This is a genomic window from Streptococcus sp. oral taxon 064 (assembly GCF_001683375.1).
GTDB lineage: Bacteria > Bacillota > Bacilli > Lactobacillales > Streptococcaceae > Streptococcus > Streptococcus oralis_S.
Genome location: NZ_CP016207.1, coordinates 1,013,708 through 1,038,037, shown reverse-complemented (window position 1 = coordinate 1,038,037; position 24,330 = coordinate 1,013,708). Strand labels below are relative to the sequence as shown.

Here is a 24,330-nt window from a genome sequence, read left to right as displayed (position 1 = left end):
CTACTCCTTTATGATTCCTTGTCTAGCAGGGGAATACGGATATCAACCGCCAGTCCTTGCTTAGGTGCTGTCAAAAGTTGAATGTTTCCTGCCATATCTTCGACCCGCTCCTTGATATTTCGCAGTCCATAACTCAAGTCGTCTAAACTCCCTAACTGGAAACCAATCCCATTATCCACCACCTTCAGCTGCACTTCAACATCTGTCTGATAGAGGTAGACATCTAGACAAGAGGCCTGGGCATGGCGAAGGGTATTGCTGATCAACTCCTGCAAAATACGGAAGATATGTTCTTCAATCTTCTTAGGCAATTTAGACACATTTTGCTTGAGACTAACCTTGAGATCACTCTTGTCCTCAAGCTCTTTTAAGAGGATTTGAATCCCCTCAATCAAACTCTTCTCCTCCAACTCAACAGGTCGCAAATGTAGGAGCAAGACCCGCAAATCTTTCTGGGCTGTTTCAAGGATAGCTGCAACACTTTGCAACTGGGTCTGCATCTTTTCTCTATCCAGCTTCAAAGCCTGCTGACTGACACCTGATAAAATCATATGGGCCGCAAACAACTCCTGACTAACTGTATCGTGCAAGTCACGTGCTATCCGCTTCCTTTCCTTCTCGATGATTGCTTCTTCCTTGACCAGGCTTTGATTTTCAGCCTTTTGAACAGCCTCTGTCAAGAGGTTGAGCTTGCCAGACAAGGACTTAAAACTAGCATCCAAGTCTGGATCTGCAAAGGCAACCACCTCTTTCCCTGCTAGCAGTCGCTTGAGATTGACTTGCATTTTTCTGCGAGAGACTTCTTCTATCACGCGCCAAAAGAGGACAAAAAAGAATGTCATGGAAAGGCTAAAGACCAAGATCAAGAAGATGAGTTTCTCTGTTTTCTCGATATCCTGTAGCAAATAGGACCAGTCTAGTTCAAAAATATCAAGTAAACTATTAGTCAAAAAGAGGATAAAGAGGAAAGAAGTCAGGCCGATTAACAGATAAGATTGCTTTTTCATCCTCTGACCACCTCCACATCGCCAACCATAGTAGTTAGGAAAATCTTGACGCTCTTGTTACTCTTGAGGTAGTCTCTGGTTTCCTGATGATAATGTTCATTACGAAGGGCTCGCTTAGGCTGATGAAGGAAGGTAAGATCTCCATAGAGGCAGTTGACACTGAGACTGATTTCCACATCTACAGGTACGATAATCCTAGTCGTTCCGATCATCTTTCTAAGGATAATGACATTGTCATGATTGGTTAGGATAACTCTTTCCAAATGAATGGTGTCCTTGCCCATGAGGCGAAAGAGGTTGATATCATCAAATTGGCAGGTCTGGTGGCTAGAAAAATGATGGAGATTGCCAAACCAAGGATTGCGTTCATTTTTCACCGTTACCACCTCTTCAAAGACCAAGTCGGTCTCCTCTCTTTCTTGATTCATCATCGGATAGAGAAGAAAGAGACTGTATATGACCGCTACAAAGATGGCTAAAATCACAAAGGGATTGAGCATGACGATGAAAAAGAAAAGAATGGTTGCTACAAGGAGGAAAACGTTGTTGCCCTCTTTACCTGTATAATAACGAAGCAAAAGCAAAAAGAGGAATAGAATCAGCAGAAAACGCGAAAAATGCTCTGATACCATCAAAATCAGAGCTCCCGTCAAGAGACAGGCTTCGATAAATAAAAAGATTTGAAATTTTTTCATAGACGCATCCTCTCCCTTCTATTTTATCACAATTCAAAAAAGTCACCTCGGTCTGAGGATGGAAAAAGGCGATGGGACAGAAATCGCTCGTAGAAGCTAGGTTTCATCAACTCACCACAGTTGACAAAAGGCTACAAAAAAGGGCGGGATTCTTGTCCCGACCTCACTACATCTGATCTTTTGCTTCTTTTAGTTTACCATAAAGAATATAGTCTACGTTTTGCAGATCCGCTATGGTGGCACAGTTAAGGGCACACATGATCAAGCGTAAATCTTCTTTCCAGCCTTGGACAATGCTAATCACCTCTTCGACGGAGTAGGTTTCAATCAACTCAAGAACGGTACGTGACAGTCCTATAGCCTTGGCACCAAAGACCAGGCACTTAATCATATCAAGAGGATTTCGAACCCCTCCGCTGACCAAGAGTTGAACCTTGTCTTTCCAGTCTTGGGCATTGAGAAGGGCATGCATAGTAGACTGACCCCATTCATTGAGATAATCACGCTGACCACTGCGACGGTTTTCGATATAAGCAAAGCTGGTACCACCACGACCCGACAGGTCAACCGTTCGAACACCCAATTCATAGGCTCGTTCGATGGTCTTCACATCCATCCCAAAACCTACTTCCTTGAGAATAATAGGAACGGGGATTTGCTTGCTATAGTCTGCCAGATGCGATTGCCAGCTTCGAAACTTTCTTTCTCCCTCTGGCATGAGCAATTCCTGCATAACATTGACGTGCACTTGTAAAAGAAGAGGATTCATCTCTTGCACAGTCTGAAGTCCCAACTCAACAGGCTTGTCCAAGCCAATATTGGTTCCAAGGAGCAGCTTTGGATGGCTGGATTTGACAGAAAAAGAATCATCTGTTGGATCTTTTAGGGCTGCACTATAAGAGCCCGTTACAAACAAAATCCCACAGGCTTCTGCCACCTGAGCCAGTTTTTGATTGATTTCTTTACCTTTTTTGCTCCCACCTGTCATGGCATTGATATAAAAAGGAAAGTCCCACTTTCGACCTGCAAACTCTGTAGACAAATCAATCTCATCCAGGTCATAAAGAGGCAGGGAAGAATGAATCAACTCCACCTCATCAAAGCTATTATAGGAACTTTTCTGCTCAAGGGCATAGCGGATGTGCTCATCCTTACGATTTGTCGTCATGTCCTATCCTTTCTTGGTATAAGAGCTCAATCCCCAGATCGGCCCAACGGTTTTTTAAGGTTTCAGTTGATTGCTCATCAAAACTCAAGGCAATGCCACAGTCACCACCACCAGCGCCACTACTTTTGGCAACAGCCAGCAAATCTTGACTGGCTTCTTTCAACTGTCTCAGCGAAGGCGTGTAAATATCTGGGCTCAAGCCTTCTAAAAGCTGACTGGCTGTTTCCACCTGATCGATAATTTTTTCTGCATTCCCCTGCTCCAAGGCTTCTACCAAAGTAACCACTGTTGCTTTTGAGGAAGTTAAAAAGTTCTGGTCTATGTTTTGTTTGATTTGCTTGACCATTTGACTCGATACGGCCACTTGCTTGGTCCATCCCACTAGGAAATCACATTCTAGGCCCGGTTGCACTTGTGAGATAGAAAAGACCCAGTCACGCTCCAAAACCGTCGCCAAGCTTTCTTCTTCCAACCACGCAGCTATCTTCTTTCGATCAAAAGACTGGTAGAGAACCAAATCTTCTGCCACAATACAGGCAAGGTCTCCCATAGAACCATTGTCGCCTCGCTTGAGCAAGACCGCGCTAGCCAGCTTAAACAAGAGTTCCGGATCAACCGTAATATCATATAGAGCCAGCAGGGCCTTAATCACCAAGACAACGACGCTACCACTAGAACCTAGACCAAACTTTTTGCCTTCCCGTTCCATTTTTCCACGGATTTCCAAGGAAAAAGGTCGCAAAGTCTGACCACGATTGGCGAGGAAGTCCCCCATCAAAGCAATCGTTTCTTGAATCAAACTGTAGTCAGGATTTGGCGTCAAGTCCACTGCAAAATCAAACAGATCTGAGTAGATACGGTAGCTGTCAGAAAAAGCAATCTCAGCCTTCATATAGATGGGGATGGCCTTTATCAAGGCCAACTGCCCTGGCTCTAGAATAGCATATTCACCTGCCCAATAGAGTTTCCCGCAAGTTTTAACAGCAATCATCTTGGCTCAAATCCTTTGTTTTTGACACAATCAAGCGATAACGTTGACCGAAGATTTCTGATAGATGATCCAAATCTTTCTCTTGACAGAGGACCTTGACATTGGGACCGGCATCCATGGTAAAGTAACAGGCTTCACCTTGCTCACGAAGCTGGCGAACAAAGTCCATGGCTTCATAGGAAGCATCCGTTAGATAAGAAAAGGCTGGACTAGCAGTCTTGGTCGTAGCGTGCATGGCTAAGGCATTTTTCTCCGTTAATTCCCCAACCTTTGCAAAGTTATTCTCTTTGAGATAGACCAGCATATCTTGATAATCTTTCTCAGACTGGCGCACCCAGTCGTCAAAAGTCGTCGAGGTTTCCACACAGAGTTTCATCCCATCACGGCTAGAGATTGGTTTTTTCTTGTCCTCCAGCACCAACATAATCATAGCTAGTTTCAAGTCTGTTTCTACAGGGTAAATTTCCCCGCTATCCTTATCCCAAGCACCTAGCGGTCCATAAAAACTGCGAGAGGACGACCCTGAGGCAAACTTAGCCTCCTGCGCCAACTGGCTCCGATTCAGACCAAGCTGGAAATAAGCATTGCAAGCCTTGACCAAGGCGGACAAACCACTAGAACTGGATGACAAGCCAGCCGCAGTCGGCATGTTGTTTTGGGTATCGATACGGACAAATCCCTCACCTTCTGGACGGTAACGGTTGATGATTTTGCTCATCTTGGCATGCTCAGCCTCACTCTGAAGCTGACCATTGATATAAAAGGCATCAGCAGTCGCATCCGTCGGTAAAGGCGACAAGGTCGTCTCTGTGTACATGTTTTCTAAAGTCAGAGAAATACTGCTGGTCGCAGGAACCATTTCTTTTTCTTTTTTCTTTCCCCAATATTTGATAATGGCAATATTTGCGTAGGAACGTACTGTTACAGGCTTTCGATCCATGTCTGAACAGCTCCTTTCTCTTCTAATCGTTTTGCTAGTTCTTGCGCTTGATCCAGATTGGCTACCAAGGCGATAATACAGCCTCCTAGTCCACCACCACTCATCTTGGCACCTAGAGCACCATGGCTAAGAGCCGTTTCAACGAGGGAGTCTGCCTCAGGGCTGCTGACACCAATTTCTTTTAAATGTAAATGCGCTTGACTGAGGATTTGTCCCAGTCCCTCCGCATCTTTTCTTCTAATCGCATCTTCTGCCTGCTGGGTCAATTCTCCCAAGGCATGCAAAAAGGGTAGGGCATCCTTGCCCTTACTTTGAACTACTTGGATTGCTTCACGAGTGTGACCATACACGCCCGTATCGGCAATGACCAAATAAGCGGATAGGTTCATCTCAAGCTCTGTAAAACCAACATTCTTGATAAAGCGAATGGGCTGGTCACTGAGACAGGTCTTGGCATCCAACCCGCTTGGATTCATATGGGCAATCATCTCAGCCCGATTGACCAAGATTTCTAGTACATCATGAGGCAGATCGGCTTGATAGTAGTCAAAAACAGCTCGAATGGCTGCTATGCTGATAGCCGCTGACGAACCCATTCCACGTTTTTCAGGGATAGCCGAGTCAATCACACATCGAATGCAGGCTTCTTTGATATCCAAATACTCCAGCGAAGCATAAACCGCCATGGACAAGGTATCCTCCTCATAAAGACGCCACGGGCTTTCAGCAGGGACCACCTTGCAGGTCACTTCCACCTCTAAGAGAGGCAGAGAAATAGCTGGATAGCCGTAGACTACCGCATGCTCTCCTATTAAAATAATCTTACTATGTGCCTGACCGACACCAACTTTTTTTGTCATGTTTTCCTTTAACCAGACGGAAAGACCGTCTCATTTCATACAGTAGTATTTTCTCCTATCTATTTTATTATATTTTCACAAAAAAAGCGATTGTTTCCTTCACAATCGCCTCTTTCATTATTGAACCCATTCGCCATTATAGTTGACAGAATAACCATCTACGGTTGTATTCACTGCTAAAGCACCTGAACCATACGCATAGTACCATTTGCCATTGACCTGGAACCAGCCTGTCTTCATATCTCCATTACTTGCATGTAAGTAGTACCAAGTCGAGCCTTCCTGATACCAGCCAGTCGCCACGGCTCCTGATGAATGAAGATAGTACCACTTGTTCCCAAGATATTGCCAGCCTGTTTTCATATCGCCATTTTCAGCATCTAAATAGTACCAAGTTGAGCCTTCCTGATACCAGCCAGTTGTCATAGCTCCTGATGAACGGAGGTAGTACCACTTATTGCCAATTTGCTTCCAACCAGTTTGCATAATGCCAGTTGTTGCATCGAGATAATACCAAGTTGAATCATCGTTTATCCAACCTGCACGTCTTTCACCACCAATATAGTTTTCTCCATTAATTTCCGTTTTAGCTAAATAATACCAATTAGACTGGTCATAAAGCCAACCTGTCTCTAAAGAATGATCTTGATTAAAGTAATAGTTCGTGTAAAAACTCTTCTCTTCTTTATCTTCTGGGTTTGTACGTTTTTCCCCATACTTTCTTCCAACACTGTCTTTAGTTTTAACCTCTAATGCTTTCCAACCAACAAACTCTTGTAGCACTCCATTTTTGTCAAAGTAGTACCATTCTGGCATTGGGGAACCTTCTAATCTGATACCATTTGGGTAAGGACCAATTGTATATCCTTTAACTGGCATTGGAATATATTGCCAACCAACAACCATTTCACCATTATAATCAAAATAATAGGTCTTGCCATCAATCACTCGCCAGTCCGTTTCTTTGATGTCACCCTTCTTGTAGTAGGTTCTACCATTTTCTTGGACAAATTGCCAGCCTTCTGAATCAACATCATCCGCAAAGACGGTGCTTGTCGCTAACAGACCAAGGAAGAAGGCTGCTAGTCCAACTTGCATTATTTTTTTTACTATTTTCATTAGATTTTTCCTCCATAACTGATTGTAGCAAAGACTTTATTGTATGTCAATATATAGAAACTTCTCAAAAAAAGCAGTTACAAAACTGCAACTGCTTTTCTATTCTTGCATGGTGTAACCAACACCACGCACGGTTTTAATGTAGCTTTTTTGACCTTTTACATCAAGCTTGCTACGTAGATAACGGATATAAACATCCACGATATTGGTTTCTGTCGCACTTTCGTACTTCCAAACACTTTCCAACAACTGCTCACGAGTCAAGACCTTCTTGCTTCCCATGAGAGTGGCCAAAAGGTCATACTCACGGCGCGTCAGAGCAATCATCTCCTCGCCACGATAAACGGTATGATGTTCTACATCCATACGCAAATTGCGGTAAGACGTTGGGACCTTCATCTGACTACAATGTTGGTCGATAAAGTCCCGACCTCGGAAAATCGCTGAAATACGAGCCACCAGCTGATCAATAATCACTGGCTTATAGATGTAAGAAACGGCGAAGCGCTGGATTGTCTCAATCTGGTCTTGCAATTCTTCGCGATGGTCCAAGACCATGATCACTGAGGCAGGTTTTGTCCGACTCAGCCTCTCTGCAAAATCCTGGGCCGTCATATCCCCCAGACGAGCATTCAGTAAAATCAAGTCATAATCTGTCTGGAGAGCCATGGAGAGGGCTTTTTGCCCCTCCTCGACCAGATCAACACGGTATTGCTCTTTTTGGAGTTCCAGACTGAGAAAATGAGCGAGATTTCGTTCTTTCTCAAGTAATAAAATCCGTTTCCCCATGGCAGACCTACTTATTTTTCGTCATACCAAGAGTAGTGGAATGTTCCTTCTTTGTCTTTACGTTGGTAAGTGTGGGCACCAAAGTAGTCACGTTGCGCTTGGATCAAGTTAGCAGGAAGGTCAGCTGAACGGTAGCTATCAAAGTAAGTAATAGCTGCTGAGAAGGTTGGTACTGGTACACCAGCTTGAACAGCAAGAGCTACGATATCACGCACTGCTTGTTGGTACTTGGCAGTGACATCCAAGAAGTATTCATCCAAGAGAAGGTTTGCAAGGTCTGCATCACGGTTGTAGGCATCTGTGATCTTTTGCAAGAAACGAGAACGGATGATACAGCCATCACGCCAGATAGATGCGATGTCCGCAAATGGCAAGTTCCAGTTATTTTCTTTAGAAGCCACACGCAATTGAGCAAAACCTTGTGCGTATGAGATGATTTTTGAGAAGTAAAGGGCTTGACGGATCTTTTCAATCAACTCAGCCTTGTCACCTTCAAATTTGAAAGTAGCTGGTTTTGGAAGCACCTTGCTAGCATGTACACGCTCTTCTTTGTATGTAGAGATGTAACGCGCAAATACTGACTCAGTGATGAGTGACAATGGCACACCAAGGTCAAGAGCTGATTGGCTAGTCCATTTACCAGTTCCCTTGTTGCCTGCAGCATCCAGGATGTAGTCTACGATTGGTCCATCTTGACCTTCATCATCTTTACGGCTCAAGATATCAGCTGTGATTTCGATCAAGTAGCTGTCCAACTCACCCTTGTTCCACTCAGTAAAAATTTCTGCCATGTCTTCTGCAGAAAGGCCAAGCAAGTGTTGCATGAGGTCGTAGCTTTCTGCGATCAATTGCATGTCACCATACTCGATACCGTTGTGGACCATTTTCACATAGTGACCAGCTCCATCAGGACCGATGTAAGTCACACATGGTTTTCCATCTTCTGGTGCTTTAGCTGAGATTTCTTCGAGAACATCCGCAACCAATTCGTAGGCTTCTTTTTGTCCACCAGGCATGATAGAAGGACCTTCAAGGGCACCTTTTTCACCACCAGAAACCCCAGTACCGATAAAGTTGATACCTGAGTTTGCCAATTCTTCATTACGACGGATGGTATCTTTGTAGAAAGTGTTTCCTCCGTCGATCAAGATATCACCCTTGTCAAGGTGGGGAAGAAGGGCTTGGATAGTTGCGTCTGTACCAGGTCCAGCTTGAACCATCAGCATGATACGACGAGGTTTTTCGATTGAGTTTACAAAGCTTTCCACGTCATAGCTTGGCACAAAGTTCTTTTCAGGATGGCAAGCAATTACGTCTTCTGTTTTTTCTTTACTACGGTTGTAAATGGCAACTGTATAGCCACGAGATTCGATATTTAGGGCAAGGTTACGACCCATTACGGCCATACCAACGACACCAAAGTTAGCTTTTGTCATGTGACACTCCTCTTGTTTAATATGTTTTATTTTATCATTTTTACCTATGAAAGGAAAGAATTTTGTAACGGTCTCCTAGTAGTCCAAGTCATCAGCGTGACCAGAGCCATTCCCTACAAAGTAACCAGTCTTACAGTTAAGGGTGAAGAGATAGGTTCCATCTGGTTTATAGAGGTTGTAATAACCATTTCCGTTTACGATATTGACACGTTCTAGGATATATTGATTTCCAGTGATATAGCCACGAGCACGTGATGTTGCTAGGACTTGTTCCAATACACCATCCGCAAAGGTCCAAGCAGGGTTGTTGCTATCGTCTACAGATGATTGGTTGTACGGTACACGACTAGCACTTCTTTGAAGATTAACCCCATCGCCAGACAAACCACCATTTGTATCTCTAGCTGGTGCCGTAGTGCTTGTAGAAGGTGTCGTACTACTTGCATTGCTTTCTGTTGCTGAACTTGAGCTTGCTTGACTCGTGCTAGAGCTTGAACTTGAGCTGGAAGCACTGGTTTGTTGGCTCTTGCCAAGACTAATGGCCTTATCCAAGAGTTTGTCTAGTTCTGTGTTCCCAGTCTTGATTTCTGTAAACTTAGCGTCTGCTTTGGCTTTCGCATTGGTATCCAAGACACCGTCAGTGATTGCTGGACTTTCAAAGAGGGCATTAACATCTTGAATGGCCTTGATTTGAGTTGCTAGGCTATCATATCTTGACTTAGCTAGTGTATAATCACGGCTACCTTCTAACTTATCTAGCAAGGTTTTCAGTTGGCTCAATTTATCAAACTGGCTGTTTTTCAGAGCTGTCTTATTGGCATCCGTATAGAAAGTATCATAGAAATCATTGAAGTCTTTCAAAGCTGTTTGCGTCCCTTGATCATCCTCTTGGTTTGAACGAGATACTTGACGGTAGACATAATATGTTCCAGCAAGCACAAGGATTGCAGCTACTACTGAAGCAATGATGATGACACCTTTCTTCTTAGAACCTGTTTCAGGTTCTGTTTGAGCCGAACGTGATAGAGGTGTATAAATCTCCTCTTCTTGTTCCTCGTTTATTTCCTTGGGCTCTGTTTCTGTTAAAACGAGAGGCTCTATTTCAGCATTTTCTTCATCTTGAAGTGGAGGAACAAACTGAGTAGTCTCTTCATTTTCTATCTCTTCAATAGATTCCTCAGCAACCACGTCTGAATTGTCTACCTGATCAGAAGGTTCACTTGATTCACGAACTTCTTGGATCATTTCCTCTAGGTTTTGAGTAGAAGCCAGTTCTTCTTTTTTAAATTGACGAGTTTCAAACTTGTCGGCTTCAATTTCTTCACGGTGCTGTTTGATGTATTTGTCTAAGATACTGTCCTCAGGCAATACTCCTGCTTCGACCTCTTCATTCTTACGAATGACTTGACCAACAGTCAAGTCTTTTGCTTCGTCAAAGTCGAATTGTGGTTCTTGATGTCCTTTTTTATGACGATCACGTCTTTTCTTACTCATGAGTTCACCTTTCTATTTTACCTCTTGGCGTTTGACACGCTGACCAAAGTATTGATACAAATCCACTTTTAAGGTCCCGTTATAGAGTTTTCGCTTTTTATCAGCTAGGCTTCCGTACTTGCTTTCAAAAGCTTCGTCACTCGTCAGGATAAACTTACTCCACGTTTTCAGTGGTGCAAAGACCTGTCCCATCTCAGCATAGAGCTTGGTAACTCCTGCATCATCAGACAAGCGTTCCCCATATGGTGGATTGGAAATGACAACGCCATTAATCTTGTCTGTGCGCAAGTCCTGTACCCGCATTTGCTTAAAGATGATATCACCTGCGACACCTGCTGCTTGAGCATTTGCCTTGGCAATTTCCACCATGCGAGCATCGATATCACAGCCCATAATGTCCAGCTCAAGTTCACGATCAATTTTCTTAGCCGCCTCTGTGCGAACTTCCTGGATTAACCGATCGCTGACCCAGTTCCATTCCTCAAAAGCAAAGGAACGTCGAAGTCCTGGCGCCATCTTTCTAGCAATCATAGCCGCCTCGATACAGAAAGTTCCTGAACCACAGGTTGGATCAATCAAGGGCTTGTCTGGATACCAGTTAGAGAGTTGTAAAATGGCCGCTGCCATATTTTCCTTGATGGGTGCTCCACCCTTTTCCGTACGATAACCACGTTTAAAAAGGCTAGAACCTGTCGTGTCAATCATGACCGTTGCCACATCTTTCAGGATAGATACCTCAATCTTAAACTCGGGACCCGTTTCCATCAAGGGAACTCCTTCTGGGCGGGCATAGTGTTTTTGTAATTTCTTCACAACAGCCTTCTTGGAAATAGCCTGAACACTGGGCTCGTTGTGGAGTTTAGACTTCACACATTTTGCCTTTGATATCGGGAAACGTGCTCCTAGCGGGAGATAGTTTTCCCAATCTAGAGCAAAAACGCCTTGAAAAAGCTCTTCAAAAGTCTTAGCTGGAAAACTTCCGACTACAATCTTGATGCGATCCGCTGCGCGAAGCCAAAGGTTGGTCTCAATGATTACCTTCACATCTCCTTGAAAGCGAACACGCCCATTTTCAACCTGGCAATCATAACCAAGATCTCGCACCTCACGTCCAACGACAGCCTCAAGACCCGCCGCAGCCGTTGCGATTAAATTAAATTGTTCTTTCATTTCTAGTCTTGCAAGACCTTTCTCTTGTTCACTTTAAAAAATGAGGTTGAGAAAGATTTCTCAGCCCCAACCTATATGCAATTTTCTATAAGCCATGTTTTGTTCCAGAAGTGACTAGGACCACTTCCTTCGATAATCATCTGTCTACCGCTAACAGCATAAAGCTGCTAGCAGTCAGAGTACTACGTTCGTTTCCGTGCACTCCATGCCCCGACCAAAATTTGGGTTGCTAGCTTGAGGGGTTTACCGCGTTCCACTCTCTCTGTTTCCAGAAAGACTCCGTCACTGTGGCACTTTCAAGCCTATTTTGACCTATCCGAAGACTTAGCCATTTCGACTGCCGTAACGATTTCTCGTTCCTAGGCTTATGGATTCGCCTAGCACAAACACTACAGGCATCACAGCCTGTGCTAGCATGGACTTTCCTCATGAAAAGAGATCCTCTTCACGCGATTATCCAAAAATTGCACTCATTCCTTAGTCAATTATAAATCTTGGTTGTCTAAGATTTGCTTACCAAATACTTCTTTTTCGAGACGATTTAAGCGTTTCAAAATATCAAAGTTTGTCATTGAAGTAGAAGCTGTTACTTCAATAGAGTCTGGTTGAGTTGGCGCTACCTGTGGTTTATGAGATAATTCTTCCTTCAAATCAGCAATCTCTTGACGAAGGGATTTGACCAAAGCTGCGTAGGTTTCATAATCCTTAATCACATCGTCTAGGAATTCGTCTACCTCTGCTTTGCTGTATCCACGTACTTCACGTCCAAATTCTTGTTCAAAAATATCTTTTGCTGAAAATATAATACTTGCCATGTCTCTCTCCATTCTGGGTTACTAGTATTATTATATAAAAAAAGACAAGTAAAAATCAAGGTCAAAACCTTACTTTTCTGAAAAATTTTCTACTATTTCATTCAAGTCCTCAAATGTTAATCTTCTTGTAACATAGTCCGCTTGATTTTTTATCATTTGGTAAAAATATCGTAACTTGGTTTCGTTTTCTTCGTCGTAAAAAAGGTAGCAAGTATCTGTATTTTCCAGCAGAAATTTTTGATAATCGCGTAATTGTCCCTTGTGCTCATATTGTGGATAGGCGTATTTGACAAAATCAACCTGCTTGAACTCACTCAATTTCGCTTGATTTGCTTCATTCCAGTTACTACCATGGGTTTCAAAATCAAAAATGGTCGCCAGTTGAAATCCATAGTCTGCTTTCATGTCTTTTGCCACCTGAAGCGCCCAGTACTCAAAGCCCAAAGTCCCTGTAAAGACAAGCCAAGTCACCCCATCCTCTGCTAGACGTTCCAAGTCTCTCCGAATAGCTGTTTTGATAATATCAACGCGAATATCCTTGTCATTAAAGAGACCAAGGTCGAAGGCTGAATAGCCTAAAATCAAGGCTGATGTCATTTTTAACCCTTTCTTTGTAAATTTATGATATAATAGAGTGATGTTATTGTACCAATAAGGAGAATTATGGTCAACTATCCACATAAAATTTCATCTCAAAAGAGACAAGCACCCCTGTCACAAACTAAAAATTTCGCAAATCGGGGGATGTCCTTTGAAAAGATGATCAATGCTACGAACGACTACTATTTGTCGCATGGGTTAGCTGTTATTCACAAGAAACCGACTCCCATCCAAATCGTACGTGTCGACTATCCCCAACGAAGTCGAGCCAAGATTGTTGAAGCCTACTTCAGACAAGCCTCAACTACTGACTATTCAGGGGTTTATGATGGATACTACATCGACTTTGAAGCAAAGGAAACCAGGCAAAAACGTGCGATTCCGATGAAGAATTTTCATCTCCATCAGATCCAGCATATGGAACAAGTCCTTGCCCAGCAAGGAATCTGCTTTGTACTCCTTCACTTTTCTTCTCAGCAAGAAACCTACTTATTGCCGGCTATTGACTTGATCCGTTTCTATCATCAGGATAAGGGACAGAAGTCAATGCCACTTGGATATATTCGAGAAAATGGATATAGAATTGAGCCTGGTGCCTTTCCTCAAATTCCCTACCTCGACATTATCAAAGAACATTTACTAGGTGGTAAAACAAGATGAACAAACAAACTTTTCTGCGAATAGCTAAGTATGTCAGCATCAGTCTCTTAACTGTATTTATCGCAGCTGTAATGCTTGGTGGAGGTCTCTTCCTCTACTATGTTAGCAAGGCTCCAGAACTTTCTGAAAGTAAACTAGTTGCTACAACGTCAAGTAAGATCTATGATAGCAATGACGAGCTTATCGCTGATCTTGGATCGGAACGTCGGGTTAATGCTCAAGCAAACGAAATACCGACCGATTTGGTCAACGCTATTGTTTCGATTGAGGACCATCGCTTCTTTAATCACCGAGGAATCGACACGATCCGTATCCTAGGTGCTACCCTACGAAACCTTCGTGGTGGTGGAGGTCTGCAAGGAGCTTCAACCTTGACGCAGCAGTTAATCAAGTTAACCTATTTCTCTACGTCAACTTCTGATCAAACCCTTTCTCGTAAGGCCCAGGAAGCTTGGTTAGCCGTTCAGCTAGAACAAAAAGCGACTAAACAAGAGATCTTGACCTACTACATCAACAAGGTTTACATGTCAAACGGTAACTACGGAATGCAAACAGCTGCTCAAAGTTACTATGGCAAGGATCTCAAAGATTTAAGTATTCCTCAACTGGCTCTCCTTGCTGGTATGCCTCAGGCTCCAAACCAGTATGATCCATACTCGCATCCAGAAGCCGCTCAAGAACGTCGTAATCTCGTCCTCTCTGAGATGAAGGGACAAGGTTACATTTCAGCTGAGCAATATGAAAAAGCGATTAATACTCCGATTACAGATGGACTTCAAAGTCTAAAATCGGCTAATAGTTATCCTCCATACATGGACAACTATCTCAAAGAGGTAATCGATCAAGTCGAACAAGAAACAGGCTACAACCTCTTAACGACTGGTATGGATGTCTACACTAATGTTGATCCTAAAGTTCAACAACATCTCTGGGATATCTACAATACCGACGAGTATGTCAACTATCCAGATGATGAAATGCAAGTAGCTTCAACGATTGTGGATGTGACAAACGGGAAAGTCATTGCTCAGTTAGGTTCTCGTCACCAATCAAGCAATGTTTCCTTCGGAATTAACCATACCATGAAGCCTATCACAGACTATGCTCCTGCCTTGGAGTATGACATCTACGACTCAACTGCTTCGATTGTACATGATGTTCCATACAACTATCCTGGAACAGATACCCCTGTTTACAACTGGGATAGAAGTTATTTTGGAAATATCACCATCCAATATGCGCTCCAACAATCACGGAACGTTACTGCTGTAGAAACCTTGAACAAAGTCGGTTTGGATAGAGCCAAGACCTTCCTAAATGGAATCGGTATTGACTATCCAGATATGCACTATGCCAACGCGATTTCAAGTAATACAACTGAGTCAAACAAAAAGTACGGAGCAAGTAGTGAGAAAATGGCTGCTGCTTACGCTGCTTTTGCTAACGGTGGTATCTACCATAAACCAATGTATATCAATAAAATCGTCTTTAGTGATGGTAGCTCAAAAGAATACGCTGATCCTGGTACTCGCGCCATGAAAGAGACGACCGCCTATATGATGACAGAAATGATGAAAACTGTCTTGGCATACGGAACGGGTCGTGGTGCTTATCTCCCTTGGCTACCTCAAGCTGGTAAGACTGGTACATCAAACTATACAGACGATGAAATTGAAAACTACATCAAAAACACTGGTTATGTAGCCCCAGACGAAATGTTTGTTGGTTATACTCGCAAATATTCAATGGCTGTATGGACAGGTTACTCAAACCGCCTTACTCCTATCGTTGGTGATGGCTTCTATGTTGCAGCTAAGGTTTACCGTTCAATGATGACTTATCTGTCTGAGGATAACAACCCTGGCGACTGGACTATGCCAGAAGGCCTCTATCGAAGTGGTGAGTTCGTCTTTAAAAACGGTGCTCGTTCTGCATGGACTGCTCCTGCTCCGCAACAGGCCCCAACACCAGAAAGTTCGAGCTCGACATCAGAAAGTTCAACTTCACAGTCAAGCTCAACTACTCCAAGCACGAATAATAGTGCAAACAATAATACCAATAACCAGCAACCAAATACAACCCCTGGTCAACAAAACCAGAACCAAAATCAGAATCCTCAACCAGCACAACCATAACATTTATCACCCGGATTTTTCTGGGTGATTTTTTCATAGCACTATTGCATTTATGTGCTTAACAAAAAGCCTGAGAAGACATCTTCTCAGGCTTTTTCTGTACTATAAACCTCATTTGGAAAGATAGGAAACGGATTTCGTAATCTTGTTAAGAGGTTTTACTAAATACTAGTCTTTCTTTGTTTTTGCTACAAAGAGAGCAGATAGGGCTAGGCTAACACCTGCTAGGAAGAGGGCTGTGTCAGATTGACTTTCACCAGTTGCTGGCAAGCTTTGTTCAGCAGTTTCTTGCTTCGTCACTTCTTGTTTTAGATCCGGTGCCGGTGCCTTACCTTCATCTGAAGCAAGTGAGCTAAGTTTAAACTCAGGTTTCTCTACTGTTGGAGCAGCTTGATCACCTACTGTTGCTAGCGGGCCTGTGTATTCTGGCAATTCATGCACTAGAGCCATCACTGCATTGACACCGCCCTTGAACTCAGGTTTTTCAACTACCGGAGCAGCTTGGTCACCTACTGTTGCTACTGGGCCTGTGTACTCTGGAAGTTCATGTACTAGGGCTTCAACTGCATTGACACCACCTTGGAACTCAGGTTTCTCTACTGTTGGAGCAGCTTGGTCACCTACTGTCGCTACTGGGCCTGTGTACTCTGGAAGTTCATGTACTAGGGCTTCAACTGCATTGACACCACCTGTGAATTCAGGAACCTCAAGAACGGGTGCTGGTTCTTCACCCTTGCTTGATTGAACAGTTTCTTCTGTTAATTCTTGATAGAAGCTCGCCAATTCATAAAACTCGGCCTTGCCACCTTCCCAGACTAATTTGACGTCTAGAAGAGAGCCACCATTTCGGATAGCGAAGGTTTGGAGACTGGATGTAATGGCACCGAGGTCTGTCCAACTGTCTTGACCATCCTTGAGTGTTCTAGCAAGAACACGTGCTTGCGCTCCTTCAGGAAGACTGGAAACGAGACGAAGGTGATTGGCTTTGGTTGGTTCTGACAAGTGATACACCAATTCGCCCTTATCTTTTTCAGACTTGTAGCTGGTCAAGACTTTGCCGTCTACAAGATTATTATAAAGGTTGCCTTGGCTTTCTCCACTACTTCCTTCTACTGTTGGATCATTGATTGGTTTGACAAACTCACCATCGTTGATGACCAATTCTGTAAAGCCTACAAAACGGGCATCATAGTCTGCTGTATAGAGGACACGGAGATAGTTGGCTTTGACTGGTGTCGTCAATTCACCTTCGATGTAGCGATTTCCTGGCATCTTAGAATCATGTGTCCAACCATCTGTCAATGAATCATCGTGTGTGCTATTGGCCACACCATCTCCTACTGTCACAACATCTGTCCAAGTTTTACCGTCTTGGCTGACTTGAATCTTACCATCACGAAGATAGTTTTGTGTTCCGTCTTGGATATAAGCTCTAATCTTCTTGATAGTGCGTTCGCTGCCAAGTTTCAAGGTCACGTGACCATCTTTACGGGCATAGTCTGAAAACTCAACGAAGTTGTTGTAAACACCGTCAAACAGTTGATCTAGGTTGTTCAGTTTACGAACATCATTGCTTCCGTATGTTGGATGAATGCCCATAGTTGTAGATTCTAGTTTGGTTGGTTGTACTTCTTTGGTTGTCACAAGGAGAGAAGTGGCTGTCACAGCTTGTTCCTGATCTGTTTTATTGACCAGACGAACATAACGAACCAAGTGGGTTGCAAAAGTTCTGTCTGTCAATTGGCTAGCCGGCGTCCATTCTTGCGCATTTGCAGAGTACTCTAGAGTAAGAGCTGGATTGGCCTGACCTTGGAGCTGGATGCTCTTGATCTGATGGATACGGTCAAGCTTCATACCTAGATAGCTATGAGCAGGGAGTTTGGTTCCAGCTGGAATTTGAAGCTCGTAACTGCCTAAGCTATCCACTACCGGCGTTTCCTTCAATGATTCCACGTTGGTGTCTGTTAACTCACTATTTCCAGAACGTGTCTCAACAGAGAAGTCCTGGATACGCCACCATAGGTCGAGAGCCTTGGTATTGCGGACTCGGATGTAACGAGCATTAATAGCTCTGGTCACTTCCTTGGTTTGTTCTCCTGATAGGCGATCTAACTCTTGCCATGCAGTCCCATCTGTAGAGTACTCAAGTACACCTGCGGCAAGCTTATCACCCGTTCCTTGGCGAAGTCGTACTTTAGTGACTGACTTGACTTCACCGAGGTCCAGTTGTGCCCAGGCATCTACTGGAGTTGTATTGCTTCCATCAGCATTTGCCATCATGGCTTCTGTATTGTCCTTGCCATCAGTGATTTGACGGGCTGAGGTATTTAGTTTATAAACTAGATTTGAGCTTAGACTAACTGTCGTTGCTTGTTGGCTACGAGCTTTTTCAACTGGACGGTTGACTGCAATTTCCTGAACTGCAAACCAAGTGTTCTCGCGGTCTGCTGTCGCAATCATGCGAACTGCCTTGGCCTTGATTTTGAGATTTTCAAACTTAAGAAGGGATTCATTTCCGACATAGCTTGGCTCTTTCAAAGTTACCCAGTTATCATTTTCATCTTGATACTGCACTTCTGCCTTACTAAAGGTATCACGTGGATTGGCCTGCGTTCCCATAGCAAAGGTCAAGGTTTGAATCGCTACTGGTTTGTTGAACTTCATACCAATATAATCACCTGTCTTGATGCTGTTTGGTGATTTAATAATCGCATGAGTTGCCAAATCACCATCCGTCACTTCTGCCAAACCACCTTCTACACCTGTTCGATTGGTGATAAAGGTACTGATGATTTGGTCTGGATGCAAGACTTTTTGAACTTCAGACGCTAGAACTTCTTTCAAGGATAGGATAAATGGACGAATATGTTGAACACCCAATTCAGCTTTTTCCATATGGTCTACATAATGGAAGGTGTGAGTTTGAGACTGTTCGTACAATTTCAAACCTTTATAGTAGCTATCCCAAAGTTTGGCTGCATCGTTTGTAGCCATGGCTTCAGTTCCTGTAAGGAAGGCATCGAGAGCATTCATTTGGTCGATTGCATTATCCAACCAATAGTGGATTTGCGCAACCATTTTTTTATCGCCTGATGCTTTATAGAGTTCGGCTGCTTCTTTAATCTTGGCAAATTCTGCACGCAAGGCTGCACGTTCTGCAGTCACATCCTGACCTGCTTTGAGCTTAGTCATGAAGTCTGTCAATTTTGGAGCCAAGTCTACAGATTCTTCTAGTTTGACGACACGAGTATCCATGTTTTGGTTGATCATGTGCTTACCAAGTTCGCGGAAGGCTGCTGATACCTTGCTATCTTCAAAATGACCATTTTCTACAAAGTTGAAGGCAATATCATTGATTTTCTTAGCTTCTTCTTCTGATTTCCACTGTTTCCATGAGTATTGAGCTCCTGAAAAGAGGGCAATCTTAGATGGTTCAGACTGTTGCATTGGGTTCAACATGATACCAGATAGCAAGCTAGGATCTACATTCGGATGAAGGAATTTCTCACCACCACCTAGAATCAAGTGTTGTTTAGAGTTATCTGTTACAGGCCAGTTAATCCAAAGTGAAACTGGGCGATAGGTCTTGCCTCCTGCGGATAGATTGTTCTTGAGAGTGGAAAGGAAGCTTTCAGAGACTTCACCCCAAATCTTACCACCCGTCAAGGTCATGGATGTTGAACTTGGGAGATTTTCATTGAGGGATTTCAACTCATCCTCACGTCCATTACCCCAATACTGGCCAGGAACAAAGATCATTTCTTTACGAAGACCGCTGTAAGTTCCCTGCATTTCAGTCAACCAATCCGTCATGTCTTTCATCAAGCGGTTGTAGCTATTGTAGCCTCCGACAGGACTTGGTGCATCATCTGCTAGAATACCAAACTCACGAACACCCACTTTCATCAACTGGGTAAATTTGGCCTTGATGGTTGCCAAATCTTCTTGGTAGTGCGCTTCATTGCCAAAGCGGATGCGGTTGTTCATGAATGGATGGATAGTCCAGACATAGCGGGTTTTACTTTGATTTCCAACACGAGCAAGTTCACGGATTTCAGCTAGTTTTTCTTCTGGATAGAGTTCACGCCATTTCTTGTTGTGGTATGGATCATCTTTTGGTGCAAAGAAGTATTGGTTCAATTTCAAATCGCCACCATAACGCATGAGCTCTGCACGATCGGCATTAGACCATGGATTTCCATAGTAACCTTCGATGAAACCACGGTTCTTGAGCTCTGCGTAATCTTCTACTGTTACATTGCGAAGGACTGGCACTTGGCTTTCCTTGAGCATGTGTTTCAAAGTTGTCAAACCATAGAAGACTGCATCTGTGTCCTTTCCGACGATGGAAATCGAATTATCCTTGATGCTCAAGACATAGGCGTCGATCTTGTCAAAGAGACCTGCTGAAACATTGGACAAGTTTTGCTCTGCTTGTGAACCTTGTCCATGCACTCCAAGATAGATATTGGTTGCGCCAGCGATTGCTGCCTTACCAGTTGTATAAGATACTTGATTGTCCTGCAAGACACTCTTCAAGCGATTGCGAGTATAGATATCGAGTTGATCGCCCATGACCAGATTGACTTGCTTGCGAAGAGCTGTAACACCTTCTCCATAAGTCACTTTTTGTGGAGTTGGGAAGACCTTGTACTCTTTCTTGAGATAGTCTGCGCTCTTGCTAGCAGCTGCAATGCTGTCTTCACTAGCTGGTTTACTTGCAGTGAATTGATCTGCCAATTCAACTGTTCCATCACCTGTTTGCTCTACTTTTGGTTTTTCTGGTGTAGTTGGTTTTTCTGGTTGACTTGGTGCAGGCGTTTCTTGCTCTTCTTTGACAGGTTTTAATAGATGAACTTCAGCTGCACTTGCAAAACCACCAACGCCTTCCAATACTTTCAACTCAATCTTGTTGGTATGCACCGCCGCAAAGTTGACTGTTTTTTCTTGGGCGTTGTTGTCCCAGTTTCCTTCTGAAACCTTGACCATTTGGCCATCTTTTTGTGCGTAGATTTCGTAGCGTGTCACAACACCATTTCCACCACCTGGGCGTGGGAGATAGGTCAAGCCATTGACTTTTTCTGCTTCTTTCAAGGTCATAGTAAGGGTGTATGGCGCAGTGTCACCAGTCCACTTAGTATGCCAGAAGGTATTTGGATCATTGTCAAAGGCCTTTTCAACAGCGCCTTCAGTCGCGTTTCCTGGAAGTTGCTGACTGCTTGCGGTTGCTGTAATCTTATCATTTGAAATCAAACGAGGATTTACAAATGGTTTGTCTGACAACTCTGCACTATGCAAGATTCCTTTGAAACCACCGATGCTTTCAAGCGGTAGTACCAAGCTATTGTGGGCAAAGCGAGGGTGGGCTGGATTTGCGATACGCTCAATCTTTTCGCCATCCACATAGACTTCTGTTGATTGTGGTTTGGTCACGATAGAGATTTGATAACGTTTGTTCTTTTCAAGTTTTTTATTGAATTGGATATGGAACTGTTCAAATTGATAAGCAAGGTAGCCGTCTTTATCAGCTAGATAGATACGATTGTCCCCACTAGTTGAGAAGGTTTGTTCCCCATCTCCAGTGACAGTCACATCAAACTTCAAGACGTGACTTGGACCAACATCACCAGCCAAACCTTCGATACTGCTGTCTTTCTCAAAAGCCAATCCCTGCTCGCTTGCCTTCACCTTCTTACTTGCATAGTTCTTGACTGTTTCAGAATTGATGGTAAACAAGTCGCTTTGATCAATCTCTTTATCAGGATTTGACTGTGGCGCATAAGGGCTCGTTGGTAGGGTGCGTTCTGCAAAGGTTGCAGCTGCACGATCGGATCCCCAGGTGCGTTCCGCAGTAGTTTGCATGCTCTTGAAGAAGCGTTTAAAGATATCATAAGAGGTCAAACCTGTCTCATGAAGGTCAATATTGTCATTCCAAACTGCGTGACCACCACCAAGGATACTTGGATGAGAAGCTGGTAGAAGTGGACCTCCACCTGTTCTAAAATCATTCGGTGTCCAGCTATTGTACTGACGTTCGTAGTTAGCATAGTCCCCGTAGGCTGTTTGACTATTGCTTCCACTTGGGACACTATAGGTCGGTACATCCGTGATATTGATAATCTTAGCTCCCTGAGCAATGGCTTCATTTGGTCGTTGCCATCCGATACTCCAGATATCAACCTCTACTCCGTTCCAATCAACAGGAGTGTTCCCACGTTTCGCACTGAGTGAGCCCCAGATACGAGGGGTGTAACCTTTAGACTTGATATATTGGGTCAAATCATTGACATAGCGACGGTAACTTTCTCTGCTGCCATAGTATTCATCCGTTCCGATATGAACAGTTGATACCCCATGAAGCGGTGCATCTGGACCATCGAGGAGTTTGTCATAAACTGATTTGACAAATTTAAGAGTTTCTTCGTACTTGTTATCCAAGTCTAGCATGGCTACGCGCTCAACATTGTGCTTGCCTGCATAATCGCTCAAACTACCTTGATACATGAGGTCTGGGCGAACTTTGACAAAGGATAAGGCGTGACCTGGTGTGTCAATTTCTGGTACTAGGTTGATATGCAAGGCCTTGGCAAGTTTAATCAGATTTTGCATTTCTTCCTTGGTATAGTGCTCATCTGATGTCAATTTTTGACCATTCTTACCGACAATGTCTGTCTCCACACGGAAACCAGTCTTGGCATGTTCAAGTACATACTTGAGTTGTTCTTCTGGACTTAAATTCTTACCTGCCAAGTGTTCCTTTAGGAAGATATAGTTATCATTAAGGTGCAACTGCAAGTCGTTCATCTTGTAGTAGGCCATGTTGAGCATGATGTCTACAAGGGAGTCATAAGGAATAAATTTCCGACCTGTATCTAGCATAAAGCCACGGTGGCTGAAACTTGGGAAATCGCGAATTTCGCCATTTTGGAGGTTACTTTCTCCCATTTGAAGAAGAGTCCGAGTGGCGTAGAAGGCTCCTGTGTTTGTGGCAGCTTCGATGGTAATCACATCATTTTGGATAGTGATACCGTACCCTTCTTTACCATAACCCTTGTTTTCAACTTTTTTAAATTCGATTCGTTTTTGAGCCTGCTTGTCACCTGTTGCTAGTTCCAATCCACGGCTTGCAAGGTCTGACTGGTAGAAGGTTGCTGCCTGATCAAAGCCAGAATCACCTGTCGCAAGGACTGTATCTGAAGTGATAGAAGATTGACCTTCTTTCCCATACCATTGTTGAACAGCTGGTGCTACTTTTGGTTTCACACCCACACCTTCGTCCTGATGTAGCCCCTTGATGACTACTTCAAATTCCTTAGTGAAAGTATGGCTGTCTCTGATTTGTTGGACCATGACCTTGACGCGTTGATCTGTCAGAGGTTTATGGATACGATTTTGAAGGTCAATCACACCTTGTTTATTACTTCCGATGAGGCTGACTTTTCCTGGTAGAGTTGGTAAGACAAGAGACTGTCCGTCTTCTGCTACTGTTAGTTCGGTTACTTGGCGGATATCCGTTACCTTACTATGGTCCGGAACGTTAGAATAAGCTCGAATTTCTTGGATACCAACGTTTCTCCAGTTCATTGTTCCCGCTTGATAGTCGTTAATTTCTAACTTAAGATATTTAGCTTGAATACTTTCAACTAGATCTACTTTCTCATCTAAAACAGGATCCCCAGTCTTGGTATGAGCGAGTTTCCATTGTTTTTCTCCGTTAGCGCCCACGTCTTCTTGACCTGCATAGTAGAGACTCCAAGATTTGATATTGGGGTCATTTTGCCCATTACGAAGACGACGATCCCAGTCAATTTCTACATGCTTGATAAGGGTAGTTTTTGGAAGAGTTAATTCAAAAGTTGGTTTTGGTACATCTCTATCTGTAGCCCAACGAGTATTGTCATCTCCATCAATAGCCTTATCCGCAGTAAAGTTGGTACCAGTCTCATGGTTGCTCGCCTGAGCAGTAGCACCTTCGAGATGGTTGACATCTTCTCTATCTTCAATTTGCTTTTCAGCTGGTTTTGCTGCTGGCGTAGCAGTTTCAGCTGGTTTATTGTCTGCCTTTGGTGTTTCAACCGGTTTCGGCGTTTCTGCTGGCTTGGGACTTGTAGGACTTGTCTCTGGTTTTGCCTCTTCACTTGATGTAGGATTGCTTCCTTCGTCAGTCGCTGGAGTTTCTTCATGACTTGCTTCTGTTGCAGCTTCTGCATCCGCCTTTTTAAGCGCATTGGCTAAATCATCGGGTAACTTATCCAGTGCTTCAACATGGGTGATGCTTCCCTCTGTTTCTGAAGGTGTTGCTGTTTCTGCTGCCTGAACCATATTGGCGCCAAAGATACTAGCACCAATCATCACGGAGGCTGCACCGATTGCAAATTTTCTTATACTATAGTGACAGCGTTTCTCAAAAAAATGTCTATCCATCTTTCTCCTATTCCTTTCATCCGCATA

At 43.6% G+C, this 24,330-nt stretch carries 16 protein-coding genes and 1 other RNA gene; 2 read left to right on the top strand and 15 right to left on the bottom strand.

The features are described 5' to 3' along the window. Positions 1-8: 8 nt before the first annotated feature. The 14 genes from AXF18_RS05075 to AXF18_RS05010 all read right to left on the bottom strand — a co-directional run bounded on the left by AXF18_RS05075 (position 9) and on the right by AXF18_RS05010 (position 13,081). The gene (locus AXF18_RS05075) at positions 9-1,007 is read right to left on the bottom strand and encodes a sensor histidine kinase (RefSeq protein WP_049499972.1); all 999 of its coding nucleotides are present in this window, start codon (positions 1,005-1,007) and stop codon (positions 9-11) included. Further along, positions 1,004-1,702, bottom strand: a complete 699-nt coding sequence (liaF, locus tag AXF18_RS05070) for a cell wall-active antibiotics response protein LiaF (RefSeq protein WP_000714487.1) — start codon at positions 1,700-1,702, stop codon at positions 1,004-1,006. Before liaF ends, AXF18_RS05075 begins: the two co-directional genes overlap by 4 nt. Before the next feature lie 166 nt (positions 1,703-1,868). Further along, complete coding sequence (gene fni / locus AXF18_RS05065) at positions 1,869-2,870, bottom strand: type 2 isopentenyl-diphosphate Delta-isomerase (protein ID WP_049550239.1); 1,002 nt, start codon at positions 2,868-2,870, stop codon at positions 1,869-1,871. After that, positions 2,854-3,861 (bottom strand): phosphomevalonate kinase, encoded by a 1,008-nt coding sequence (locus tag AXF18_RS05060; RefSeq protein WP_065371586.1) that lies wholly within the window; start codon positions 3,859-3,861, stop codon positions 2,854-2,856. Before AXF18_RS05060 ends, fni begins: the two co-directional genes overlap by 17 nt. Continuing rightward, complete coding sequence (gene mvaD, locus AXF18_RS05055) at positions 3,848-4,801, bottom strand: diphosphomevalonate decarboxylase (RefSeq protein WP_065371585.1); 954 nt, start codon at positions 4,799-4,801, stop codon at positions 3,848-3,850. Before mvaD ends, AXF18_RS05060 begins: the two co-directional genes overlap by 14 nt. Further along, positions 4,783-5,661 (bottom strand): mevalonate kinase, encoded by an 879-nt coding sequence (mvk, locus tag AXF18_RS05050; protein WP_049479306.1) that lies wholly within the window; start codon positions 5,659-5,661, stop codon positions 4,783-4,785. The genes mvaD and mvk overlap by 19 nt, the downstream gene beginning before the upstream one ends. A gap of 117 nt (positions 5,662-5,778) precedes the next feature. Next, complete coding sequence (cbpJ, locus tag AXF18_RS05045) at positions 5,779-6,780, bottom strand: choline-binding protein CbpJ (RefSeq protein ID WP_065371584.1); 1,002 nt, start codon at positions 6,778-6,780, stop codon at positions 5,779-5,781. A 99-nt stretch (positions 6,781-6,879) separates the two neighbouring features. Continuing rightward, positions 6,880-7,569 carry a response regulator transcription factor gene (locus AXF18_RS05040; RefSeq protein WP_000518005.1) on the bottom strand — a complete coding sequence of 230 codons (690 nt, stop codon included), beginning with the start codon at positions 7,567-7,569 and terminating at the stop codon, positions 6,880-6,882. Positions 7,570-7,580: 11 nt separating this feature from the next. Then, on the bottom strand, positions 7,581-9,005 hold the full coding sequence (gene gndA / locus AXF18_RS05035; RefSeq protein ID WP_061587344.1) for an NADP-dependent phosphogluconate dehydrogenase: 1,425 nt from the start codon (positions 9,003-9,005) through the stop codon (positions 7,581-7,583). 75 nt (positions 9,006-9,080) lie between these two features. Beyond that, the gene (locus AXF18_RS05030) at positions 9,081-10,499 is read right to left on the bottom strand and encodes a cell division site-positioning protein MapZ family protein (RefSeq protein ID WP_065371583.1); all 1,419 of its coding nucleotides are present in this window, start codon (positions 10,497-10,499) and stop codon (positions 9,081-9,083) included. A gap of 12 nt (positions 10,500-10,511) precedes the next feature. Then, positions 10,512-11,669 (bottom strand): class I SAM-dependent RNA methyltransferase, encoded by a 1,158-nt coding sequence (locus AXF18_RS05025; RefSeq protein WP_065371582.1) that lies wholly within the window; start codon positions 11,667-11,669, stop codon positions 10,512-10,514. An 83-nt stretch (positions 11,670-11,752) separates the two neighbouring features. After that, positions 11,753-12,134, bottom strand: an RNA gene (rnpB, locus tag AXF18_RS05020) — RNase P RNA component class B. Between the two features lie 20 nt (positions 12,135-12,154). Next, positions 12,155-12,484 (bottom strand): cell division regulator GpsB, encoded by a 330-nt coding sequence (gene gpsB / locus AXF18_RS05015; RefSeq protein WP_000146523.1) that lies wholly within the window; start codon positions 12,482-12,484, stop codon positions 12,155-12,157. A gap of 69 nt (positions 12,485-12,553) precedes the next feature. Continuing rightward, positions 12,554-13,081, bottom strand: coding sequence for a DUF1273 domain-containing protein (locus tag AXF18_RS05010; RefSeq protein WP_049501544.1), 528 nt, complete (start codon positions 13,079-13,081; stop codon positions 12,554-12,556). A gap of 66 nt (positions 13,082-13,147) precedes the next feature. Between AXF18_RS05010 and recU the strand changes: the two genes are divergently transcribed. Both recU and pbp1a read left to right on the top strand, forming a co-directional pair. Next, positions 13,148-13,744, top strand: coding sequence for a Holliday junction resolvase RecU (gene recU, locus AXF18_RS05005; protein ID WP_065371581.1), 597 nt, complete (start codon positions 13,148-13,150; stop codon positions 13,742-13,744). Further along, a complete protein-coding gene (gene pbp1a, locus AXF18_RS05000; protein ID WP_065371580.1) occupies positions 13,741-15,879 on the top strand; it encodes a penicillin-binding protein PBP1A in 2,139 nt (712 codons plus the stop codon). Before recU ends, pbp1a begins: the two co-directional genes overlap by 4 nt. A gap of 168 nt (positions 15,880-16,047) precedes the next feature. On the opposite strand, the gene AXF18_RS04995 is transcribed toward pbp1a, so the two are convergent. Continuing rightward, on the bottom strand, positions 16,048-24,303 hold the full coding sequence (locus tag AXF18_RS04995) for an SIALI-17 repeat-containing surface protein (RefSeq protein WP_065371579.1): 8,256 nt from the start codon (positions 24,301-24,303) through the stop codon (positions 16,048-16,050). Positions 24,304-24,330: the final 27 nt, after the last annotated feature.